This is a genomic window from Pseudoxanthomonas sp. X-1, from assembly GCF_020042665.1.
GTDB classification, from domain to species: domain Bacteria; phylum Pseudomonadota; class Gammaproteobacteria; order Xanthomonadales; family Xanthomonadaceae; genus Pseudoxanthomonas_A; species Pseudoxanthomonas_A spadix_A.
In genome coordinates this window covers 3178477-3193735 of the sequence record NZ_CP083376.1, presented here as the reverse complement: position 1 = coordinate 3193735, position 15259 = coordinate 3178477, and the positions used below count along the sequence as shown (strand labels likewise).

At 70.9% G+C, this 15259-nt stretch carries 17 protein-coding genes, 3 tRNA genes and 1 other RNA gene; 15 read left to right on the top strand and 6 right to left on the bottom strand.

Annotated elements, in window-relative coordinates; all coding sequences use genetic code 11:
• The first annotated feature begins 9 nt into the window (after window positions 1-9).
• From LAJ50_RS14305 to LAJ50_RS14295, 3 genes are all read left to right on the top strand, one after another.
• Window positions 10-86 (top strand) — tRNA-Asp (locus LAJ50_RS14305).
• An 87-nt stretch (window positions 87-173) separates the two neighbouring features.
• Window positions 174-250, top strand: a tRNA-Asp gene (locus LAJ50_RS14300).
• A gap of 376 nt (window positions 251-626) precedes the next feature.
• Entirely contained in the window at window positions 627-2597 is a 1971-nt protein-coding gene (locus tag LAJ50_RS14295; protein WP_130549834.1) for a SurA N-terminal domain-containing protein, read from the top strand.
• Between the two features lie 225 nt (window positions 2598-2822).
• Here the strand turns inward: LAJ50_RS14295 and LAJ50_RS14290 are convergent, their stop codons facing one another.
• The 3 genes from LAJ50_RS14290 to gloB are packed head-to-tail and all read right to left on the bottom strand — an operon-like array spanning window position 2823 to window position 5635.
• Window positions 2823-3614, bottom strand: a complete 792-nt coding sequence (locus tag LAJ50_RS14290) for an enoyl-ACP reductase (protein WP_130549833.1) — start codon at window positions 3612-3614, stop codon at window positions 2823-2825.
• A 60-nt stretch (window positions 3615-3674) separates the two neighbouring features.
• Window positions 3675-4862, bottom strand: coding sequence for a lytic transglycosylase domain-containing protein (locus LAJ50_RS14285; RefSeq protein ID WP_130549832.1), 1188 nt, complete (start codon window positions 4860-4862; stop codon window positions 3675-3677).
• Window positions 4859-5635 carry a hydroxyacylglutathione hydrolase gene (gene gloB / locus LAJ50_RS14280; protein WP_138651472.1) on the bottom strand — a complete coding sequence of 259 codons (777 nt, stop codon included), beginning with the start codon at window positions 5633-5635 and terminating at the stop codon, window positions 4859-4861. The genes LAJ50_RS14285 and gloB overlap by 4 nt, the downstream gene beginning before the upstream one ends.
• Before the next feature lie 47 nt (window positions 5636-5682).
• On the opposite strand from gloB, the gene LAJ50_RS14275 reads away from it, so the two are divergent.
• From LAJ50_RS14275 to dnaQ, 4 genes are read left to right on the top strand one after another with little or no spacing between them, the layout of a single operon-like run.
• Complete coding sequence (locus LAJ50_RS14275; RefSeq protein WP_130549830.1) at window positions 5683-6318, top strand: methyltransferase domain-containing protein; 636 nt, start codon at window positions 5683-5685, stop codon at window positions 6316-6318.
• A 16-nt stretch (window positions 6319-6334) separates the two neighbouring features.
• Window positions 6335-6784 (top strand): ribonuclease HI, encoded by a 450-nt coding sequence (gene rnhA / locus LAJ50_RS14270; protein WP_130549829.1) that lies wholly within the window; start codon window positions 6335-6337, stop codon window positions 6782-6784.
• The gene (locus LAJ50_RS14265; protein WP_138651470.1) at window positions 6781-7329 is read left to right on the top strand and encodes a GNAT family N-acetyltransferase; all 549 of its coding nucleotides are present in this window, start codon (window positions 6781-6783) and stop codon (window positions 7327-7329) included. Before rnhA ends, LAJ50_RS14265 begins: the two co-directional genes overlap by 4 nt.
• A gap of 3 nt (window positions 7330-7332) precedes the next feature.
• Window positions 7333-8088, top strand: coding sequence for a DNA polymerase III subunit epsilon (gene dnaQ, locus LAJ50_RS14260; protein WP_138651468.1), 756 nt, complete (start codon window positions 7333-7335; stop codon window positions 8086-8088).
• 360 nt (window positions 8089-8448) lie between these two features.
• On the opposite strand, the gene LAJ50_RS14255 is transcribed toward dnaQ, so the two are convergent.
• The gene (locus LAJ50_RS14255; RefSeq protein ID WP_130549826.1) at window positions 8449-9153 is read right to left on the bottom strand and encodes a protein phosphatase 2C domain-containing protein; all 705 of its coding nucleotides are present in this window, start codon (window positions 9151-9153) and stop codon (window positions 8449-8451) included.
• Between the two features lie 207 nt (window positions 9154-9360).
• Here LAJ50_RS14255 and LAJ50_RS14250 point away from each other — a divergent pair.
• Window positions 9361-9450: transfer RNA gene (locus tag LAJ50_RS14250), tRNA-Ser, on the top strand.
• Window positions 9451-9560: 110 nt separating this feature from the next.
• A complete protein-coding gene (locus tag LAJ50_RS14245) occupies window positions 9561-9968 on the top strand; it encodes a DUF6165 family protein (RefSeq protein WP_130549825.1) in 408 nt (135 codons plus the stop codon).
• 57 nt (window positions 9969-10025) lie between these two features.
• Here the strand turns inward: LAJ50_RS14245 and LAJ50_RS14240 are convergent, their stop codons facing one another.
• Entirely contained in the window at window positions 10026-11069 is a 1044-nt protein-coding gene (locus LAJ50_RS14240) for a glycosyltransferase family 9 protein (RefSeq protein ID WP_130549824.1), read from the bottom strand.
• Between the two features lie 18 nt (window positions 11070-11087).
• Between LAJ50_RS14240 and LAJ50_RS14235 the strand changes: the two genes are divergently transcribed.
• From LAJ50_RS14235 to LAJ50_RS14210, 6 genes are all read left to right on the top strand, one after another.
• Window positions 11088-11837 (top strand): 3-deoxy-D-manno-octulosonic acid kinase, encoded by a 750-nt coding sequence (locus LAJ50_RS14235; RefSeq protein ID WP_138651466.1) that lies wholly within the window; start codon window positions 11088-11090, stop codon window positions 11835-11837.
• Window positions 11838-11845: 8 nt separating this feature from the next.
• Window positions 11846-12601: an MBL fold metallo-hydrolase gene (locus LAJ50_RS14230; RefSeq protein ID WP_130549822.1), complete on the top strand. Its 756-nt coding sequence runs from the start codon at window positions 11846-11848 to the stop codon at window positions 12599-12601.
• Window position 12602: 1 nt separating this feature from the next.
• On the top strand, window positions 12603-13628 hold the full coding sequence (gene moaA / locus LAJ50_RS14225; protein WP_138651464.1) for a GTP 3',8-cyclase MoaA: 1026 nt from the start codon (window positions 12603-12605) through the stop codon (window positions 13626-13628).
• 213 nt (window positions 13629-13841) lie between these two features.
• Window positions 13842-14330, top strand: coding sequence for a cyclic pyranopterin monophosphate synthase MoaC (gene moaC, locus LAJ50_RS14220; RefSeq protein ID WP_138651462.1), 489 nt, complete (start codon window positions 13842-13844; stop codon window positions 14328-14330).
• Window positions 14327-14569: a MoaD/ThiS family protein gene (locus LAJ50_RS14215; RefSeq protein WP_138651460.1), complete on the top strand. Its 243-nt coding sequence runs from the start codon at window positions 14327-14329 to the stop codon at window positions 14567-14569. Before moaC ends, LAJ50_RS14215 begins: the two co-directional genes overlap by 4 nt.
• 2 nt (window positions 14570-14571) lie before the next feature.
• Window positions 14572-15003: a molybdenum cofactor biosynthesis protein MoaE gene (locus LAJ50_RS14210; RefSeq protein ID WP_138651458.1), complete on the top strand. Its 432-nt coding sequence runs from the start codon at window positions 14572-14574 to the stop codon at window positions 15001-15003.
• Window positions 15004-15153: 150 nt separating this feature from the next.
• Here LAJ50_RS14210 and ffs read toward each other — a convergent pair.
• Window positions 15154-15250: signal recognition particle sRNA small type (gene ffs, locus LAJ50_RS14205), an RNA gene on the bottom strand.
• Window positions 15251-15259 lie beyond the last annotated feature (9 nt).

Sequence of the window (15259 nt, the reverse complement as noted above, 5' to 3'; positions counted from 1 at the left end):
TTCAAGCGCGGAGCGGTAGTTCAGTCGGTTAGAATGCTGGCCTGTCACGCCGGAGGTCGCGGGTTCGAGTCCCGTCCGCTCCGCCAGTTGTTCCAAAAGCCCCCGAGCGATTGGGGGCTTTGCTTTCCCTAAAGAGAGAAGGCACAGAAGTTTCGCAAAGCGTTCCAAAGCGCGGAGTGGTAGTTCAGTCGGTTAGAATGCTGGCCTGTCACGCCGGAGGTCGCGGGTTCGAGTCCCGTCCACTCCGCCAGTTGTTCAAAACGCCCGCCGGCGACCCCGGCGGGCGTTTTCTTTTGTGCTTCACCGCACGCGGCGCGGGCAAATACGTTTCGCCAGCCTTGGCACGATCGGGCACGTTTACTCGACGGATGATTGGGATTTTTCTCCACCCGAAGTCTTAAGGCGTAACGCGCGAGGCAACGGGCCGGCGCCCGCCGGCCCGCTGCCCCTCCGAAGCGGGGCCGCTGGCCTCCCAAGCCGAAACACCCGAGCGCCGTAATCCCCCGATCCCAGGATGAGCCTTTTCCCGTGCCTGAGCATCGTGTCAGGGGCGCGGCCTAGCCGGCGGCATTGCGCGTGGAACCACGCTAAACTGCGCGGCTTGCCGAACCTGACCTAACGACTCGATGCTGCAGACTCTTCGCGAAAAGACCTCAGGCTGGATCGCCACCGTGGTGATGGGCCTGCTGATCGTTCCGTTCGCCTTCGTGGGCGTGAACGAGTACATGAGCGGTGGTCCGGATTCCTCCGTGGCGCGCGTGCAGGCTCCCCCGACCTGGTGGCCCTCGGCACCGTCGTGGCCGCCCCTGTCGCTGCTGTGGCAGCACGCCGATATCAGCGTGCAGGACTACCAGCGCGCCGTGAGCGACGCGCGCCGCCGCCAGCAGGCGCAGCTGCGCGACGCCTTCGACGCGCGCGAGTTCGACTCGGCCGCCAACAAGCGCAAGATCCTGGACGACCTGATCGACCGCAAGGTCGTGGAACTGGCGGCCACCCGCGCCGGCGTGGCGGTGAGCGATGCCGCGCTGCGCGAGGCGATCGCCTCCGACGCCAGCTTCCAGCAGGGCGGCAAGTTCGACGGTGCCACCTACGCGACGATCCTGCAGCAGAACGGCCTGACGCCGACCACCTACCAGCAGCAGCTGCGCGAAGACATGACCATCTCGCTGGTGCCGCAGGGCCTGGCGCTGGGCAGCTTCGTCACCGATCAGCAGATGGACCAGTTCTTCAAGCTGATGGGCGAGACGCGCGATGTGACCCTGGCCACCCTGCCGGCGCCGACCCCGGACACGGCACCGGTCACCGATGCCCAGGCCAAGCAGTGGTACGACGCCCACCGCGCCGACTTCCGCAAGCCCGAGCAGGTCAGCGTGGAATACGTCGAGGTCGACGCGTCCAAGCTGCCGCCCGCACCGGCCGTGGACGAGGCCGAGTTGCGCAAGCGTTACGAGGCCGATACCGCGCGCTTCTCCACCGAGCAGCGCCTGGCCTCGCACATCCTGATCTCGGTGCCCGCCGGCGCCGATGCGGCCACGCAGAAGGCGGCCGAGGACAAGGCCGCCAAGCTGGCCGAACAGGCCAAGGCGCCGGGCGCCGACTTCGCCGCGCTGGCCAAGGCCAATTCGCAGGATCCGGGCTCGGCCGAGAACGGCGGCGACCTGGGCTGGGTCACGCGGGGGATGATGGTCGGCCCGTTCGAGCAGGCCCTGTTCGGGATCGCCAAGCCGGGCGAGGTGGTGGGCCCGATCAAGAGCGAGTTCGGCTATCACGTGATCAAGCTGCGTGAGGTCAAGGGCCAGTCCGGCAAGCCCTTCGAGGACGTGCGCGCCCAGCTGGCCGCCGAGGCGCAGAAGGAAGCCGACGCCAAGCAGTACAACGACGTCGCCGGCAAGCTGGTCACCGCCACGCTGGACAATCCCGATTCGCTCACCGCCGGCGCCCAGGCAGCCGGGCTGCAGGTGCAGAAGGCCGGTCCGTTCTCGCGCGCCGACGCGCCGGGCCTGCTGGCCAACCCGCAGGTGCTGCGCGTGGTGTTCGACGAGCAGCAGATCGCCGACCGCACGGCCAGCCAGCTGATCAAGATCGACGACACGCATGCGCTGGTGGTGCGCGTAACCGACCACAGCGACGCGACCGACCAGCCGCTGGACCGGGTCAAGGAACAGGTCGTCGCCGCCGTGCGCGCCGACCGCAGCGCCAAGGCCGCCGAGAAGCTGGCCGACGACGTGCTGGCGCGGGTGAAGAAGGGCGAGAGCCTGAAGGCCATCGCGGACGCGGCGCAGTACCAGTCCGGACAGATCCCGGGCCTGCCGCGCGGCACGCCGATTCCCTCGCGCGAAGGCAGCCAGGCCCTGTTCGCCGCGCCGGTGCCTGAGGCCGGCAAGGTCACCCCGGGCAAGGCGCGCCTGGAGGACGGCCGCTTCGTGGTGTTCACCGTGGACAAGGTCACCCCGGGCGATGCCAGCAAGCTCCCCGAGGCCCAGCGCGACCAGCTGCGCCAGCAGGTCACCCAGCTCTACGCCGGCGCCGACGTGCAGCAGTACATCAAGGACACGCGCCGCAAGTTCAAGGTCGTGGTGCACGAAGACAAGCTGTAAGCCGCGCTTCGTCGCAGGACTTCGAAAGCCGCGCCTGATAGGCGCGGCTTTTTTGTTCGCGCCGGTCTCGGGGCGTAGACGCGCAGCGCTCGCATCGTTGCAGGATGCCCTGACCGAGGAAAAGCGGCCAAAGCCCACCGGACCGCTGCCCAATCGAAGCCAGCGCACCCACGCACCGCGATCACTAACCGCGGATGAAGGTCGTCAAGCGCGACTAGTCCCGCCTCAGCCGCCGTCGACCCCACTCATGCCCAGGATGTTGTAGCCAGCGTCGACATAGGTGATCTCGCCGGTGATACCGGCAGCCAGATCCGAACACAGGAACGCCGCCGCGTTGCCCACGTCGTCGATGGAGACGTTGCGGCGCAGCGGCGCATGCTCCTCGACATAGCTGAGCGTCTTGCGGAAGCCCGCGATGCCAGAGGCGGCCAGCGTCTTGATCGGCCCGGCGGAAATGGCGTTGACGCGCGTGCCCTCGGGGCCGAGGTTGAGCGCCAGATAGCGCACGGTGGCCTCCAGGCTGGCCTTGGCCACGCCCATCAGGTTGTAGTTGTAGAGCGCGCGCTGCGCGCCGAGATAGCTCAGGGTGAGGATCGCACCCTGCTGCCCCCGCATCAGCGGCCGTGCCGCGTGGGCGAGGGCGGCCAGCGAATAGGCCGAGATGTCGTGGGCCTCGGCGAAGTTCTCCCGCGTCAGGCCATCGAGGAACTCGCCGGCAATGGCCTCGCCCTGCGCGAAGGCGATGGCATGCACCAGCACGTCCAGGCTGTCCCAGTGTTCGGCCAGCGCCTCGAAGCAGGCGTCGATCTGCGCATCGTGGGCCACGTCCAGCGGCAGGGCGATCTCGCTGCCGAAGGCGGTCGCCGCCTGCAGCACGCGCGGCTTGAGCTTGTCGTTCTGGTAGGTGAACGCCAGTTCGGCGCCCTGGCGATGCATGGCCTCGGCGATGCCCCAGGCGATGGAGCGGTCGGAAGCGATGCCGGTGATCAGGACACGTTTGCCTTGCAGGAACCCCATTGCGCCTCTCGCGACTGGCTGGAACGAGGCGTCATTCTGCCATCGCGCCGCGATGCGGTTTCAGCGCGCCGGATCGGCCAGCTTGAGCACCATGCCCGGTTTGATCAGGGCGCGCTTGCCCAGCGCGTTCCAGCGGATCAGCTGTGCGGTGCGCACGTCGTAGCGGCGGGCGATGGCCGAGAGCGTCTCGCCGCGCGCGACCACGTGCGTGGCGGGAGGATCGGACGCGGCGCCGGAGGGCATCGGGTCGGGGCTTGCGGGGCCGGCATCGCCACCGCCAAGCGCGCGCAGGTCCGACGCCACCGACGGTGCGCCGCTGCGCGGGCCGGCCAGCACCCACATGGTTTCGCCGCCCAGACCGCCGCGCAGGCGTGAGACCGCCGGGTTGAGCCCGGTGATCTGGTCGGCATCGCGGCCCTCGCGCGCGGCCCAGGCCGAGAGCGAGCCGTAGTCCGCCGGCAGCGCCGTGGCCTGCAGGTGCGCGACCGGCCGCGCCAGCGAGGCCAGCCATTCCGGGCGCTCCCCCGCGTCCTCGAGCACGCAGGCCAGCGCGTGCAGCTTGTCCACGTACGCGACGGTGTTGCGCGAGACCCCGGGCAGCGTCGTGGGCCGTTCCATCGCCGTGCCGTGGCCCGCGCGGCGCACCGCCTGCACGATGCGGTTCTCGCCGGCGTTGTAGGCCATGATCGCCAGGCGCCAGTTGCCGCCGAACATGTCGTGCAGGGTCTTCAGGTAGCGCACCGCGGCCTGGGTCGATTCCACCGGCGACAGGCGCCCGTCGTAGCCCTTGCGCATGCGCACGCCGTGGTGGCGCGCGGTCAGCGAGACGAACTGCCACAGCCCCGCCGGGCCCGAACCGTTGGCGGCGCCGGGGTGGTAGCCGCTTTCGACGAAGGGGATCAGCGCGTACTCGGTCGGCAGGTTGGCCTGACGCATCGCGCCGACCACGTAACCGAACAGCGGCAGGATGTCGTCGTCGCGATCGGCCAGCCGGCTCGGCGCATGGGCGAAGTTGCGGCGGTACTGGGCATCGCTGGCCTGCGCGGTACAGCTGGGTTCGGCCAGCCCTTCGCGGAACTGGCGGAAGATCTCGCCGCCGTCCAGGGTCTGCTGGACCGGCTCGGCGTCCGCATCGGCTGGTGCGGGCCCGGCGGGTCCGCCCGGTGGCAGGTCGGCCGCCTGCTGCGCCCAGCCCGGAAAGATGCCGCTGGCCAGGGCCAGCAGGCACGCGGCCGCCACCCGCCTCACGCGCGGAAGCCGTCCTTCCAGCGCCGCAGCCCGGCGAAGGTCTCCACCCGGTCGCCGGCCCGATGCCCCAGCCAGGCGTCCACCGCCTGGGCGACCTCGGCCGCGTCCACGCGCAGGAACGGGTTGGTCGCGCGTTCCTCGCTCAGGCTGACCGGCAGGCTCGGCCGGCCCTGGGCGCGCAGGGCGGCGACCTGGTCGGCGCGCTGTCGCAGCGCGGCGTTGCCCGGGTCCACCGCCAGCGCGAACGCCGCGTTGCTCGCGGTGTACTCATGGCCGCAGCACACCGGCGTGTCGCCGGGCAGGCCGGCGAGCCGGTCGAGCGAGGCCAGCATCTGCGCCGGCGTGCCCTCGAACAGCCGCCCGCAGCCCAGACTGAACAAGGTATCGCCGCTGAACAGTTCGCCGCCCGGCGCCAGCCGATGGAAGGCGACGTGGCTGCGGGTGTGCCCGGGCACGAACAGGGCTTGGAACGCCATGCCCGCGGCCTCGAAGGTCTCGCCGTCGCGCACCCGGTGGGTGGCGGTGACGATGCGGTCATCGTCGGCGGCGATCACCGGCAGCCCGGGCCAGCGCGCCATCAGTTCGGGCACCCCGCCGATATGGTCGTCGTGGTGATGGGTGAGCAGGATCGCGGCGGGCGCCAGGCCTTGCGCGGCGGCCTCCAGCACCGGCGCGGCCTGGCCCGGGTCGACGATCAGCGCCTGCCCGGCGTCGCCGGCCAGCGCCCAGATGTAGTTGTCGTCGAAGGCGCGCAGCGCGGTGAGGCTTGGCATCGTGAATCGGTCGGCAGACGCGGGGGCGTCCTCTACAATCCCCGACCATGCCTGCCGCCGCCTCCCAACGTCAACCCGAGCCCCTGGCGTGGTTCGGGACTGCGGATGGTCAGCGCCTGCTGGCGGCTGAACAGCCGCCGATTGCCTCCCTGCTGGCCGCCAAGGCCGCCGCGCCCACGCTGTGGCTGCATCCCGGCGCCGGGGCCGGCGTGTCGGTGGTCGCCGCCGGGCTGGCGCTGGAGGCCCATGGCGGCGGCTTCGACGGGCCGCTGCGCTGCGGGCACAGCCTGCCGCTGGCCTCGGACAGCTTCAGCGCGGTGGTGGTGCAGCACGTACCGGAGAACGGCGCGCGCAGCGTGCTGGCCGAATGCGCGCGCGTGCTCGAGCCGGGCGGCCGGCTGTGGCTGTTCGCGCTCAATCCGGTCAGCCCCTATCGCCTGCGCTGGCGCCGCACCGGGCTGTCCGTGCGCGGTCCCGGCCGCTGGCGCCGGCTGCTGCAGCAGGCCGGCCTGGACTGCGAGGCCCATCCCCCGCAGTGGCTGGGGCCAGCCTGGCGCAACGATGGCCGCGCGCCGGACATGATGCGGGCGGTGTGCCTGCTGCAGGCCGACAAGCGCGGCCCCGACCTGATCCTCTCGCCCGCCCGGCCGCCGCGATGGCAGCCCGGCGCGGTGCCGGCCTGACCCTGCGCGGAGTTCCATGAAACAGATCACCATCCATTCCGACGGCTCCTGCCTGGGCAATCCCGGGCCCGGCGGCTGGGCCGCGCTGCTGCGCTACGGCCGCATCGAGCGCGAGCTGTTCGGCGGCGAGGCGCATACCACCAACAACCGCATGGAGCTGATGGCCGCGATCATGGCGCTGGAAGCGCTGACTGAGCCTTGCGAGGTGATCCTGATCACCGACTCGCAGTACGTGCGCCAGGGCATCACCGAATGGATGCCCGGTTGGATCCGCAAGCAGTGGAAGACCGCCGCCGGCGGCGCGGTCAAGAACCGCGAGCTGTGGGAGCGCCTGCACGCCGCCACGCAGCGCCATCGGATCGACTGGCGCTGGGTGAAGGGCCATTCGGGCGACGCCGATAATGAGCGCGTGGACATCCTGGCGCGCAATGCCGCCATCGCCGTGCGCGACGGCGCCGCCGCGTGAGTGCCCCGGCGCCCGGACAGACGGAGCTGCGCAGCGCGCGCCTGACCCTGCACCTGCCCACCGACAGCGAGCGCGACGCGGCGCTGATGCTGGCGGTGCTCAACGATGCCGACTTCATCGCCCAGGTCCGCGACGCCGGCGTGCGCGACCTGGCCACGGCGCGCGAGGCGGTGCGGCGCGGGCCGCTGGCGTATCGCGCCGCCAACGGCCTGGGCCTGTGCCGGGTGGTGGAAACCGCGAGCGGCCGCGACATCGGCCAGGCCGGCCTGGTCACGCGCGAATGTCTGCCCGCGCCGGACCTGGGCTATGCGCTGCTGCCCGAGGGGCGCGGCAAGGGCTACGCCACCGAGGCCGCGCGCGCGGTGCTGGATCACGCGCGCGACGTGCTGCGCCTGCCGCGCGTGCTGGCGCTGGTCAATCCCACCAACACCGCCTCGCTGACGGTGATGGACCGCCTGGGCTTCGTGTTTGAGACAATGGCCCAGCTGCCCGGCCTGGACCATCCGCTGCGGCAGTTCTCCATCACGCTGCACGAGGACCGCTAGGCCATGCGCCAGATCATCCTGGACACCGAAACCACCGGCCTGGAATGGAAGAAGGGCAACCGCGTCGTCGAGATCGGCGCGGTCGAGCTGGTCGAGCGCCGCCCCAGCGGCAACAACTTCCACAAGTACCTCAGGCCGGACTGCGAGTTCGAACCCGGCGCCCAGGAAGTGACCGGGCTGACGCTGGAGTTCCTGGCCGACAAGCCGGCGTTCGAGGAGATCGTCGAGGAGTTCCTGGACTACGTGCGCGGCGCCGAGGTGATCATCCACAACGCCTCGTTCGACGTGGGCTTCCTGGACAGTGAGCTGGCGCGGCTCGGCCCGCAGTACGGCCGCTTCACCGACTATTGCACCGTGGTCGACACCCTGGCCATGGCGCGCGAGCGTTACCCGGGCCAGCGCAACTCGCTCGACGCGCTGTGCAAGCGCCTGGGCGTGGACAACACCCACCGCCACCTGCACGGCGGCCTGCTCGATGCGCAGATCCTGGCCGATGTCTACATCGCGCTGACCTCGGGCCAGGAGGAAATCGGCTTCGGCGGCTTCGACGAGGCCGGCGGCCACGCCGCGCCGGTGGTCTACGCCTTCGATGTCAGCAACGTCGGCCTGCGCGCGCGCGTGCTGCCGACCGCCGGCGAGCTGGAAGCCCATGCCAAGCGCCTGGAGAAGCTCCGCGCCAAGGCGGGCGGGCCCTGCCTGTGGGACCTGGTCGAAGCGCCGCCGGCACCGGCCAACACCGAGGCCGCCGCAGTCGCCTGACGGGTGCTGTGAGGCCCGGGCACGGCGCGAATGACCCGAGGCGGGCCTGCAAGCCCCGGCATCGAGAGGGCGAAACCCTGAGAAGGGCCAACCGCTTCCGTCATTCCCGCGAAAGCGGGAAGTGCTCCTTGGCAGACGCATGTCTGACCATCCAGCGCCTTTAGCGCTGCAGGTGAAAGCCCCTGGATTCCCGCGTTCGCCGGAATGGCAGCGATGGGTAGGTGGGTGGGCGGCGCGAAATGCGCAGCCGCGGCCTGCCAGGTGGGGTGGAGAGGGCACTTCCTGAGCCGGCTCCGCGCCCACGGCGAGGCGCCCGAAGTCAGCAGCGCCCTGCGGTCGGCACTGCTGCTTCGCCCCCGATCAGCTGCAGCGCACCAGGATCGCGGTGACGTTGTCCGAGCCGCCGCCGTCGAGCGCCGCCGCGATCAGCGCGTCTACGCTTTCCTGCGCGCTGCAGTCGTCCTGGCGCAGGATCGCGGCGATGCCGCGGTCGTCCACTTCCTCGGTCAGGCCATCGCTGCACAGCAGCAGCTGCATGCCGGGGCGGAACTCGCCGGTCAGCGTCTCGACGTTGAGCTGCGCCGGGTCGGTGACGCCCAGCGCCTGGGTGACCACGTTGCGATGCGGGTGCGAGCGCGCCTGCTCGCTGGTCAGGGCGCCCTGGGCGATCAGTTCCTGCACGTAGCTGTGGTCCTGGCTGAGCTGGGCCAGCTGGCCATCTCGCCACAGGTAGGCGCGGCTGTCGCCGACCCAGGCCACTTCGAAGCGGTCGCCCTGCACGCGCGCGGCGACCACGGTGGTGCCCATCGGCAGCGAGTCGTTGCGCCGGCGCGAGGCGCGGATGATCTCCTCGTCGGCCACGCGGATCGCCTGGCCCAGCGCGGTGCCGGCGCGGATCTCGCGCACGATGGTCTCGCGCGCCAGGGCGCTGGCGACTTCACCGCAGGCGTGCCCGCCCATGCCATCGGCGACCAGCCACAGACCGAGCGCGCTGTCGCCGTGATAGGTGTCTTCGTTCAGGGCGCGCCGCAGGCCGACGTGGCTGAGGTGTCCGAACTCGATCATGTGGCGCCTGGCGTCCCGGGTTGTACTGGAAAACGAACGCCATGATCGCGTCGAAGCGGACAGGGGACAAGCGCACGATGCGCCGGCGTCGTGGACGCGTTCGCGCCAGCGGCGCCCTCCGCGCGGTGCTTGTCCCGGGCCCGCGCGGCCCGTATCATGCGCAACCCCGGATCGACCCCGGGACCGCCGCCAGGCGGTGCGACACCCGGAGAGGTGGCAGAGTGGTCGAATGTACCTGACTCGAAATCAGGCGTACGTGCAAGCGTACCGTGGGTTCGAATCCCACCCTCTCCGCCATGTTTCGCAGACGGCCCCGTTGGGGCCGTCTGCATTTGGGCCCGTCGCGCACCGGCTCGCGCCCCCGGCCGCGCCGGTACACTGGCGCCCTTTCATCGCGATGGTGCGCCATGTCCGAAATCCTCACTCCCGTCTCCTTCGGCGAGCTGCTGGACAAGATCTCGATCCTGCAGATCAAGTCCGAGCGCATGACCGATGCGGCCAAGCTGGCCAACGTGCGCAAGGAGCTCTCGGCGCTGGAGCAGACCTGGATGGCGCATCCGGCCGCGGTGCAGGACATCGCCCGCCTGCGCGCCGAGCTCAAGGCGGTCAACGAGCGGCTGTGGGTGATCGAGGACGACATCCGGCTCAAGGAGAAGGCGCAGGCCTTCGACGAGGAGTTCATCCGCCTGGCACGCAGCGTGTATTTCGAGAACGACACGCGCGCGCGGATCAAGAAGGACATCAACCTGGCGCTGGGCTCGGCCTACGTCGAGGAGAAGTCCTACGAGGACTACGGCACCGGCGCCGCGCCCTGACGCGCCGGGCGAGGGCGAGCGAAAGGAACGCCAAGGCGGACCTTTCGTTCTCCAGGCTCAGTTCGACGTGTCGGCGCGGTAGCGCTCGAACGCGGCGATGGCGTCGTCCACGGTGATCAGCGCCATCACCTCGTCGAACTCGATCTTGGTGCCCCACTTCAGTTCGCTCGCCGGCTTGTGCAGGAAGCGCCGCGCGGCATCGTCGTAGCGGTCCACGCAATAGCGCACATCCGAGTACGGCCCGCTGCGCAGCGGGTTGCTGGCCGCATGCAGGCCCAGCACCTTGGTGCCCATGGCATTGGCGATATGCATCGGCCCCGAGTCGGGCGTGACCACCAGGTCGGCGCGGGCCAGCAGCGCGGGCAGCTGCTTGAGCGTGTCCTTGCCGACCAGGTCCAGCGCCGGCCCGCGCATCTGCGCGGCGATGGCGTCGGCGGTCTGCCGTTCCAGCGCGCTGCGCCCGCCGCACAGCACCACGCGCCAGCCCTGGGCGATGGCGTGGTCGGCCAGCGCGGCATGACGATCGGCGTACCAGTTGCGGCGCGCGTGGCTGGAACAGGGCGAGATCATCAGCACGCGCCGGCCATCGTCGGGCCATTGCGCGCGCGCCCACTCCCAGGCCTCGGGCGGGACCGGCAGGTCCCAGGTCACCACGTCCTGGCGCAGGCCCAGCGGTTCGCAGAAGCTGCCGATGGCGTCCAGCACATGGATCCCCGGGCGGTCGGCGATGCGCTCGTTGACGAACAGGCCGTGCAGGTCCTTGGAGCGGCTGCGGTCGTAGCCGATGCGGCGGCGGGCCGGGACGAAGGCCGACAGCACGTTGGCGCGCAGCGCGACCTGCATCTGCAGCAGCACCTCGAAGCGGCCGGGCAGGGTGGCGCGCAGGGCGCGCATGCCGGCCAGCCCGGTCTTCTTGTCGTACACGTGGAAGCGCACCCCCGGCAGGCCGTCGAGCAGCTTGCGCCCGCCGCCATCGATGATCCAGTCCAGCGTCAGCTGCGGCCAGGCGCGCTGCAGCGTGCGCACCAGCGGCACCACGTGGGTGACATCGCCCAGGGCGGACAGGCGCAGCAGGCACAGGGACTCAGGGGCGTTGGACAAAATTGTTAGACTCGCGCGATGGCCGCTTTTGACGCGACGGAAGTGCTGATGCCGTACCGCGATGCGCGCGGCGACGGCGCGATTCTGTTCGACCGCCAGCGCCTGCGGCAAGCGCAGCCCGAATGGCTGAACCCCGCGCACTGGGGCGACCGCGCCCGGCCGGTGGACAGCGGCGGGCGCGGCGGGGCCTGGTTCGTCGACGCGCCGTTCGGGCAGAGCCTGCTGCGCCAGTACCGGCGCGGCGGCCTGGCGGCCAGCGTCAGCAGCGATCGCTACCTGTGGCGCGGCGCCAACCGCACGCGCAGTTTCGCCGAGTTCCGCCTGACCCGCGCGTTGCACCGCCTGCGCCTGCCGGTGCCGCAGCCGTTCGTGGCCAGCTACCTGCGCCAGGGCGCGACCTACCGCGCGGCGATCCTGATGGAACGCCTGGCCGATGTGCGCTCGCTGGCCGACCGCTACCAGGCCGGCGGGCAAGCCGCGCCACTGGAAGAGACCGGGCACCTGATCGCGCGCTTCCACCGGGCCGGGCTGGACCACGCCGACCTCAACGCGCACAACATCCTGTTCGACGCGCAGGGCCACGGCTGGCTGATCGATTTCGACCGTGGGGTGCTGCGCATCCCGGCCACGCGCTGGCGCGAGGCCAACCTGGCGCGGCTGCTGCGCTCGCTGATGAAGCTGCGCGGAGACCGCGACCGGCCGCAGGTGGAAGAGGACTTCGCGCGCCTGCGCAAGGCCTACGACCGCGCGTGGGAACGGGGTTTCTGAGGGTCCGCATGAACTGGTCGCTGCGTTTCCAGGGCGTGGGCAATGCCTCGGCGGTCGAGCTGGGCTCGGCGATGGCGACCCTCGAGCGCGACGGCGCGCCGTGGCTGACCATCGACTGCGGCAGCGAGGGCCTGGACGCCTTCATCCGCCAGTACGGGCAGGCGCCGTCGGCGGTGTTCATCACCCATACGCACCTGGACCATGTCGGCGGGTTGGAGCGCCTGTTCGGCAGCGCCTACTTCGACCCGGCACGGCGCGGGCAGGTGCGGCTGTACGTGCCCGCGCCGATCGTGCCGCTGCTGCACCAGCGGGTGGCCGAGTATCCCAACGTGCTGGCCGAGGGTGGGGCGAACTTCTGGGACGCCTTCCGCCTGGTGCCGGTGGGCGAGGCGTTCTGGCACGACGGGGTGCGGCTGGAGGCGTTCCCGGTGCGCCACCACTGGCCGCAGACGGCCTTCGGCCTGCGCCTGCCCGGCGCGCTGGTGTGGACCGGCGACACCCGGCCGATCCCGGAGATGCTGGCACAGTACGCCGACGCCGGCGAAGTGATCGCCCACGACTGCGCGCTGCACGGCAATCCCTCGCACAGCGGCATCGAGGATCTCGAGCGCGAGTACCCGCGCGCGCTGCTGGCGCGCTGCGTGCTCTACCACCACGCCAGCGCCGAGGACGCGCGCGCCCTGGCCGGGCGCGGCCATCGCGTCGCCTTGCCCGGGCAGGTGCTAGCGTTACCCGACCCGATCCCAGGCCCCCTGCCGTCCTGACATGAACGCCCTGCCACGCACGCCGGAACTGCCGCTGGACCAGCGCGGCCGGCCGCTGCGCGACCTGCGCCTGTCGGTGATCGAGGCCTGCAACTTCCGTTGCGGCTATTGCATGCCGGCCGACAAGGTGCCCGACGATTACGGGCTGGACGCGGCCTCGCGCCTGTCCTTCGACCAGATCGAGACGCTGGTGCGCGGCTTTGCGCGGGTGGGCGTGAACAAGCTGCGCATCACCGGCGGCGAGCCGCTGCTGCGCAAGGACCTGCCGCTGCTGATCGCGCGTCTGGCGAACATTCCGGGCATCGACGACTTGGCGCTGACCACCAACGGTGCGCTGTTGGCGCGCCACGCGCAGGCGCTGCGTGATGCCGGCCTGCAGCGCATCACGGTCAGCCTGGACGCGCTGGACCCACAGCGCTTCGCGCAGATGTCCGGCGGACGCGGCGACATTTCCACGGTGCTGCGCGGCATCGACGCGGCACAGGCCGCGGGTTTCGCCAGCCTCAAGCTCAACTGCGTGGTCCAGCGCGGCGTCAACGAGGACCAGGTGCTGCCGCTGGTCGAACACTTCCGTGGCAGCGGCCACGTGCTGCGCTTCATCGAATTCATGGACGTGGGCACCTGCAACGACTGGCGCGCGACGCAGGTGGTGACCTCACGCGAGCTGCGCGACGCGATCCACGCGCGCTGGCCGCTGCATGCGCTGGATGCGCACTACCGCGGCGAAGTCGCGGTGCGCCACGCCTTCGACGATGGCGGCGGCGAGATCGGCTTCGTGTCCTCGGTCAGCACGCCGTTCTGCGGCGATTGCCAGCGTGCGCGCGTGTCTGCCGACGGCCGCCTGTATACCTGCCTGTTTTCCGGGGCCTCCACCGACCTGCGCCCGAGCCTGGCGCAGGGCGAGCTGCCACTGGCCGAACGGCTGGCCGGCCTGTGGTCGCGCCGCGCCGACCGTTACAGCGAACTGCGCGGTGAGCCGGTCCAGCCGCCGCGCAGGCGCGTGGAGATGTTCCTGATCGGAGGCTGACGCGCGGATGCTGCGCGGCGTTCTGGCGGCCGGAACAACGGGAGCCGGCGCCAAGCGGCCGCAGGTTCGCATCGCCCCGGGTCGCCCGCAGGCGCTGCCAGTCGAGCCCTCCGTCGAGCCTGTTGCCGCCCCAGGCGCCGTCGCTGCCATCACCGGCGCAAGCGGCGGCCGGCCTAGACGCCGACCAAGCCTCACTTGCACTACCCTTGCGCGATGAATGCACCGCACACGCTCACCCATCTGGACGCCGCGGGCCAGCCGGCCATGGTCGATGTCTCGGACAAGGCCGTCACCGCGCGCCAGGCCACGGCCGAATGCCTGGTGGCGTTCCCGCGCGAGGTGGCCGCGCAACTGCGCCACGATGCGTTGCGCAGCGCCAAGGGCGGCATCGTCGAGACCGCGGTGATCGCCGGCACCATGGCGGTCAAGCGCACCCACGAGCTGATCCCGTTCTGCCATCCGCTGCCCATCGACGGCTGCCGGCTGGCCGTCGACTGGCACGACGCCGACACGCTGCGCATCGAATGCAGCGTGCGCACCACCCATCGTACCGGCGTGGAGATGGAGGCGATGACCGGCGCCACTGTCGCGGCGCTGACGGTCTACGACATGTGCAAGGCGCTCTCGCACGCCATCGTGCTGGGCCCGGCGCGGCTGCTCGGCAAGCACGGCGGCAAGCGCGACTTCGGAGTGTCGGCATGACCGGCGTGCAGGTGCTGTATTTCGCCAGCCTGCGTCAGGCCGCCGGCGTGGAGCGCGAGAGCGTGCAGACCACGGCCTCGGACCTAGCCGGCCTGTATGCCGAACTGAAGCAGCGCCATGGCTTCGCCTGGGAACCGGCGCATCTGCGCGTGGCCCAGGGCGGCGCCTTCGCGCGTTGGGACGATGCGATCGCCGAAGGCGCGCAGATCGCCTTCATTCCGCCGGTCAGCGGAGGCTGAGGATGACCCGCTTCGACATCACCGACCAGCCGATCGCGCCCGCGCCGCTGCGCACGCAGCTGCTGAGCGCGCGTGCGGGCGCCTTCGCCAGCTTCGAAGGCTGGGTGCGCGACCACAACGACGGCCAGGGCGTCTCCGGCCTGCACTACGAGGCCTACGCCGAGCTGGCGCGCGCCGAGGGCGAGAAGATCCTCGACGAGGCGCTGGCGCGGTTCGACATCGTCGACGCGCGCTGCGTGCATCGCGTCGGCGAGCTGGCCGTGGGCGAGATGGCGGTCTGGGTCGGCGTGTCGGCCGGCCACCGCGACGGCGCCTTCGCCGCCTGCCGCTGGATCATCGACGAGACCAAGGCGCGCGTCCCCATCTGGAAGCAGGAGCGCTACCTCGATGGCGCGCAGGCATGGCTGCATCCGGGGGCTTCGGTCGCCGAGTAGGGCGCTCTCGTGCGCTGGTGCCGGCGCACGTTGACCCAGGAGGCGCCGCACTTTGCAGGACTTCCGCAGCCCGCTTTTCGTGGATGGGGTCGTGTGCTGCGCGAACGCGCCTCGCTTTGCGCGAGTTGGCAGGGCCTGAAAAAGGTGGCGGCCCCGCCGGCTGACCTCGGCGCCCGCGTCAGTCGATACCGTTGCTGCCTTCCGGCCCTGGCGGGATTTTCGACCTAGCGTCGCGAGGGGCCGACGGGGCCACCAT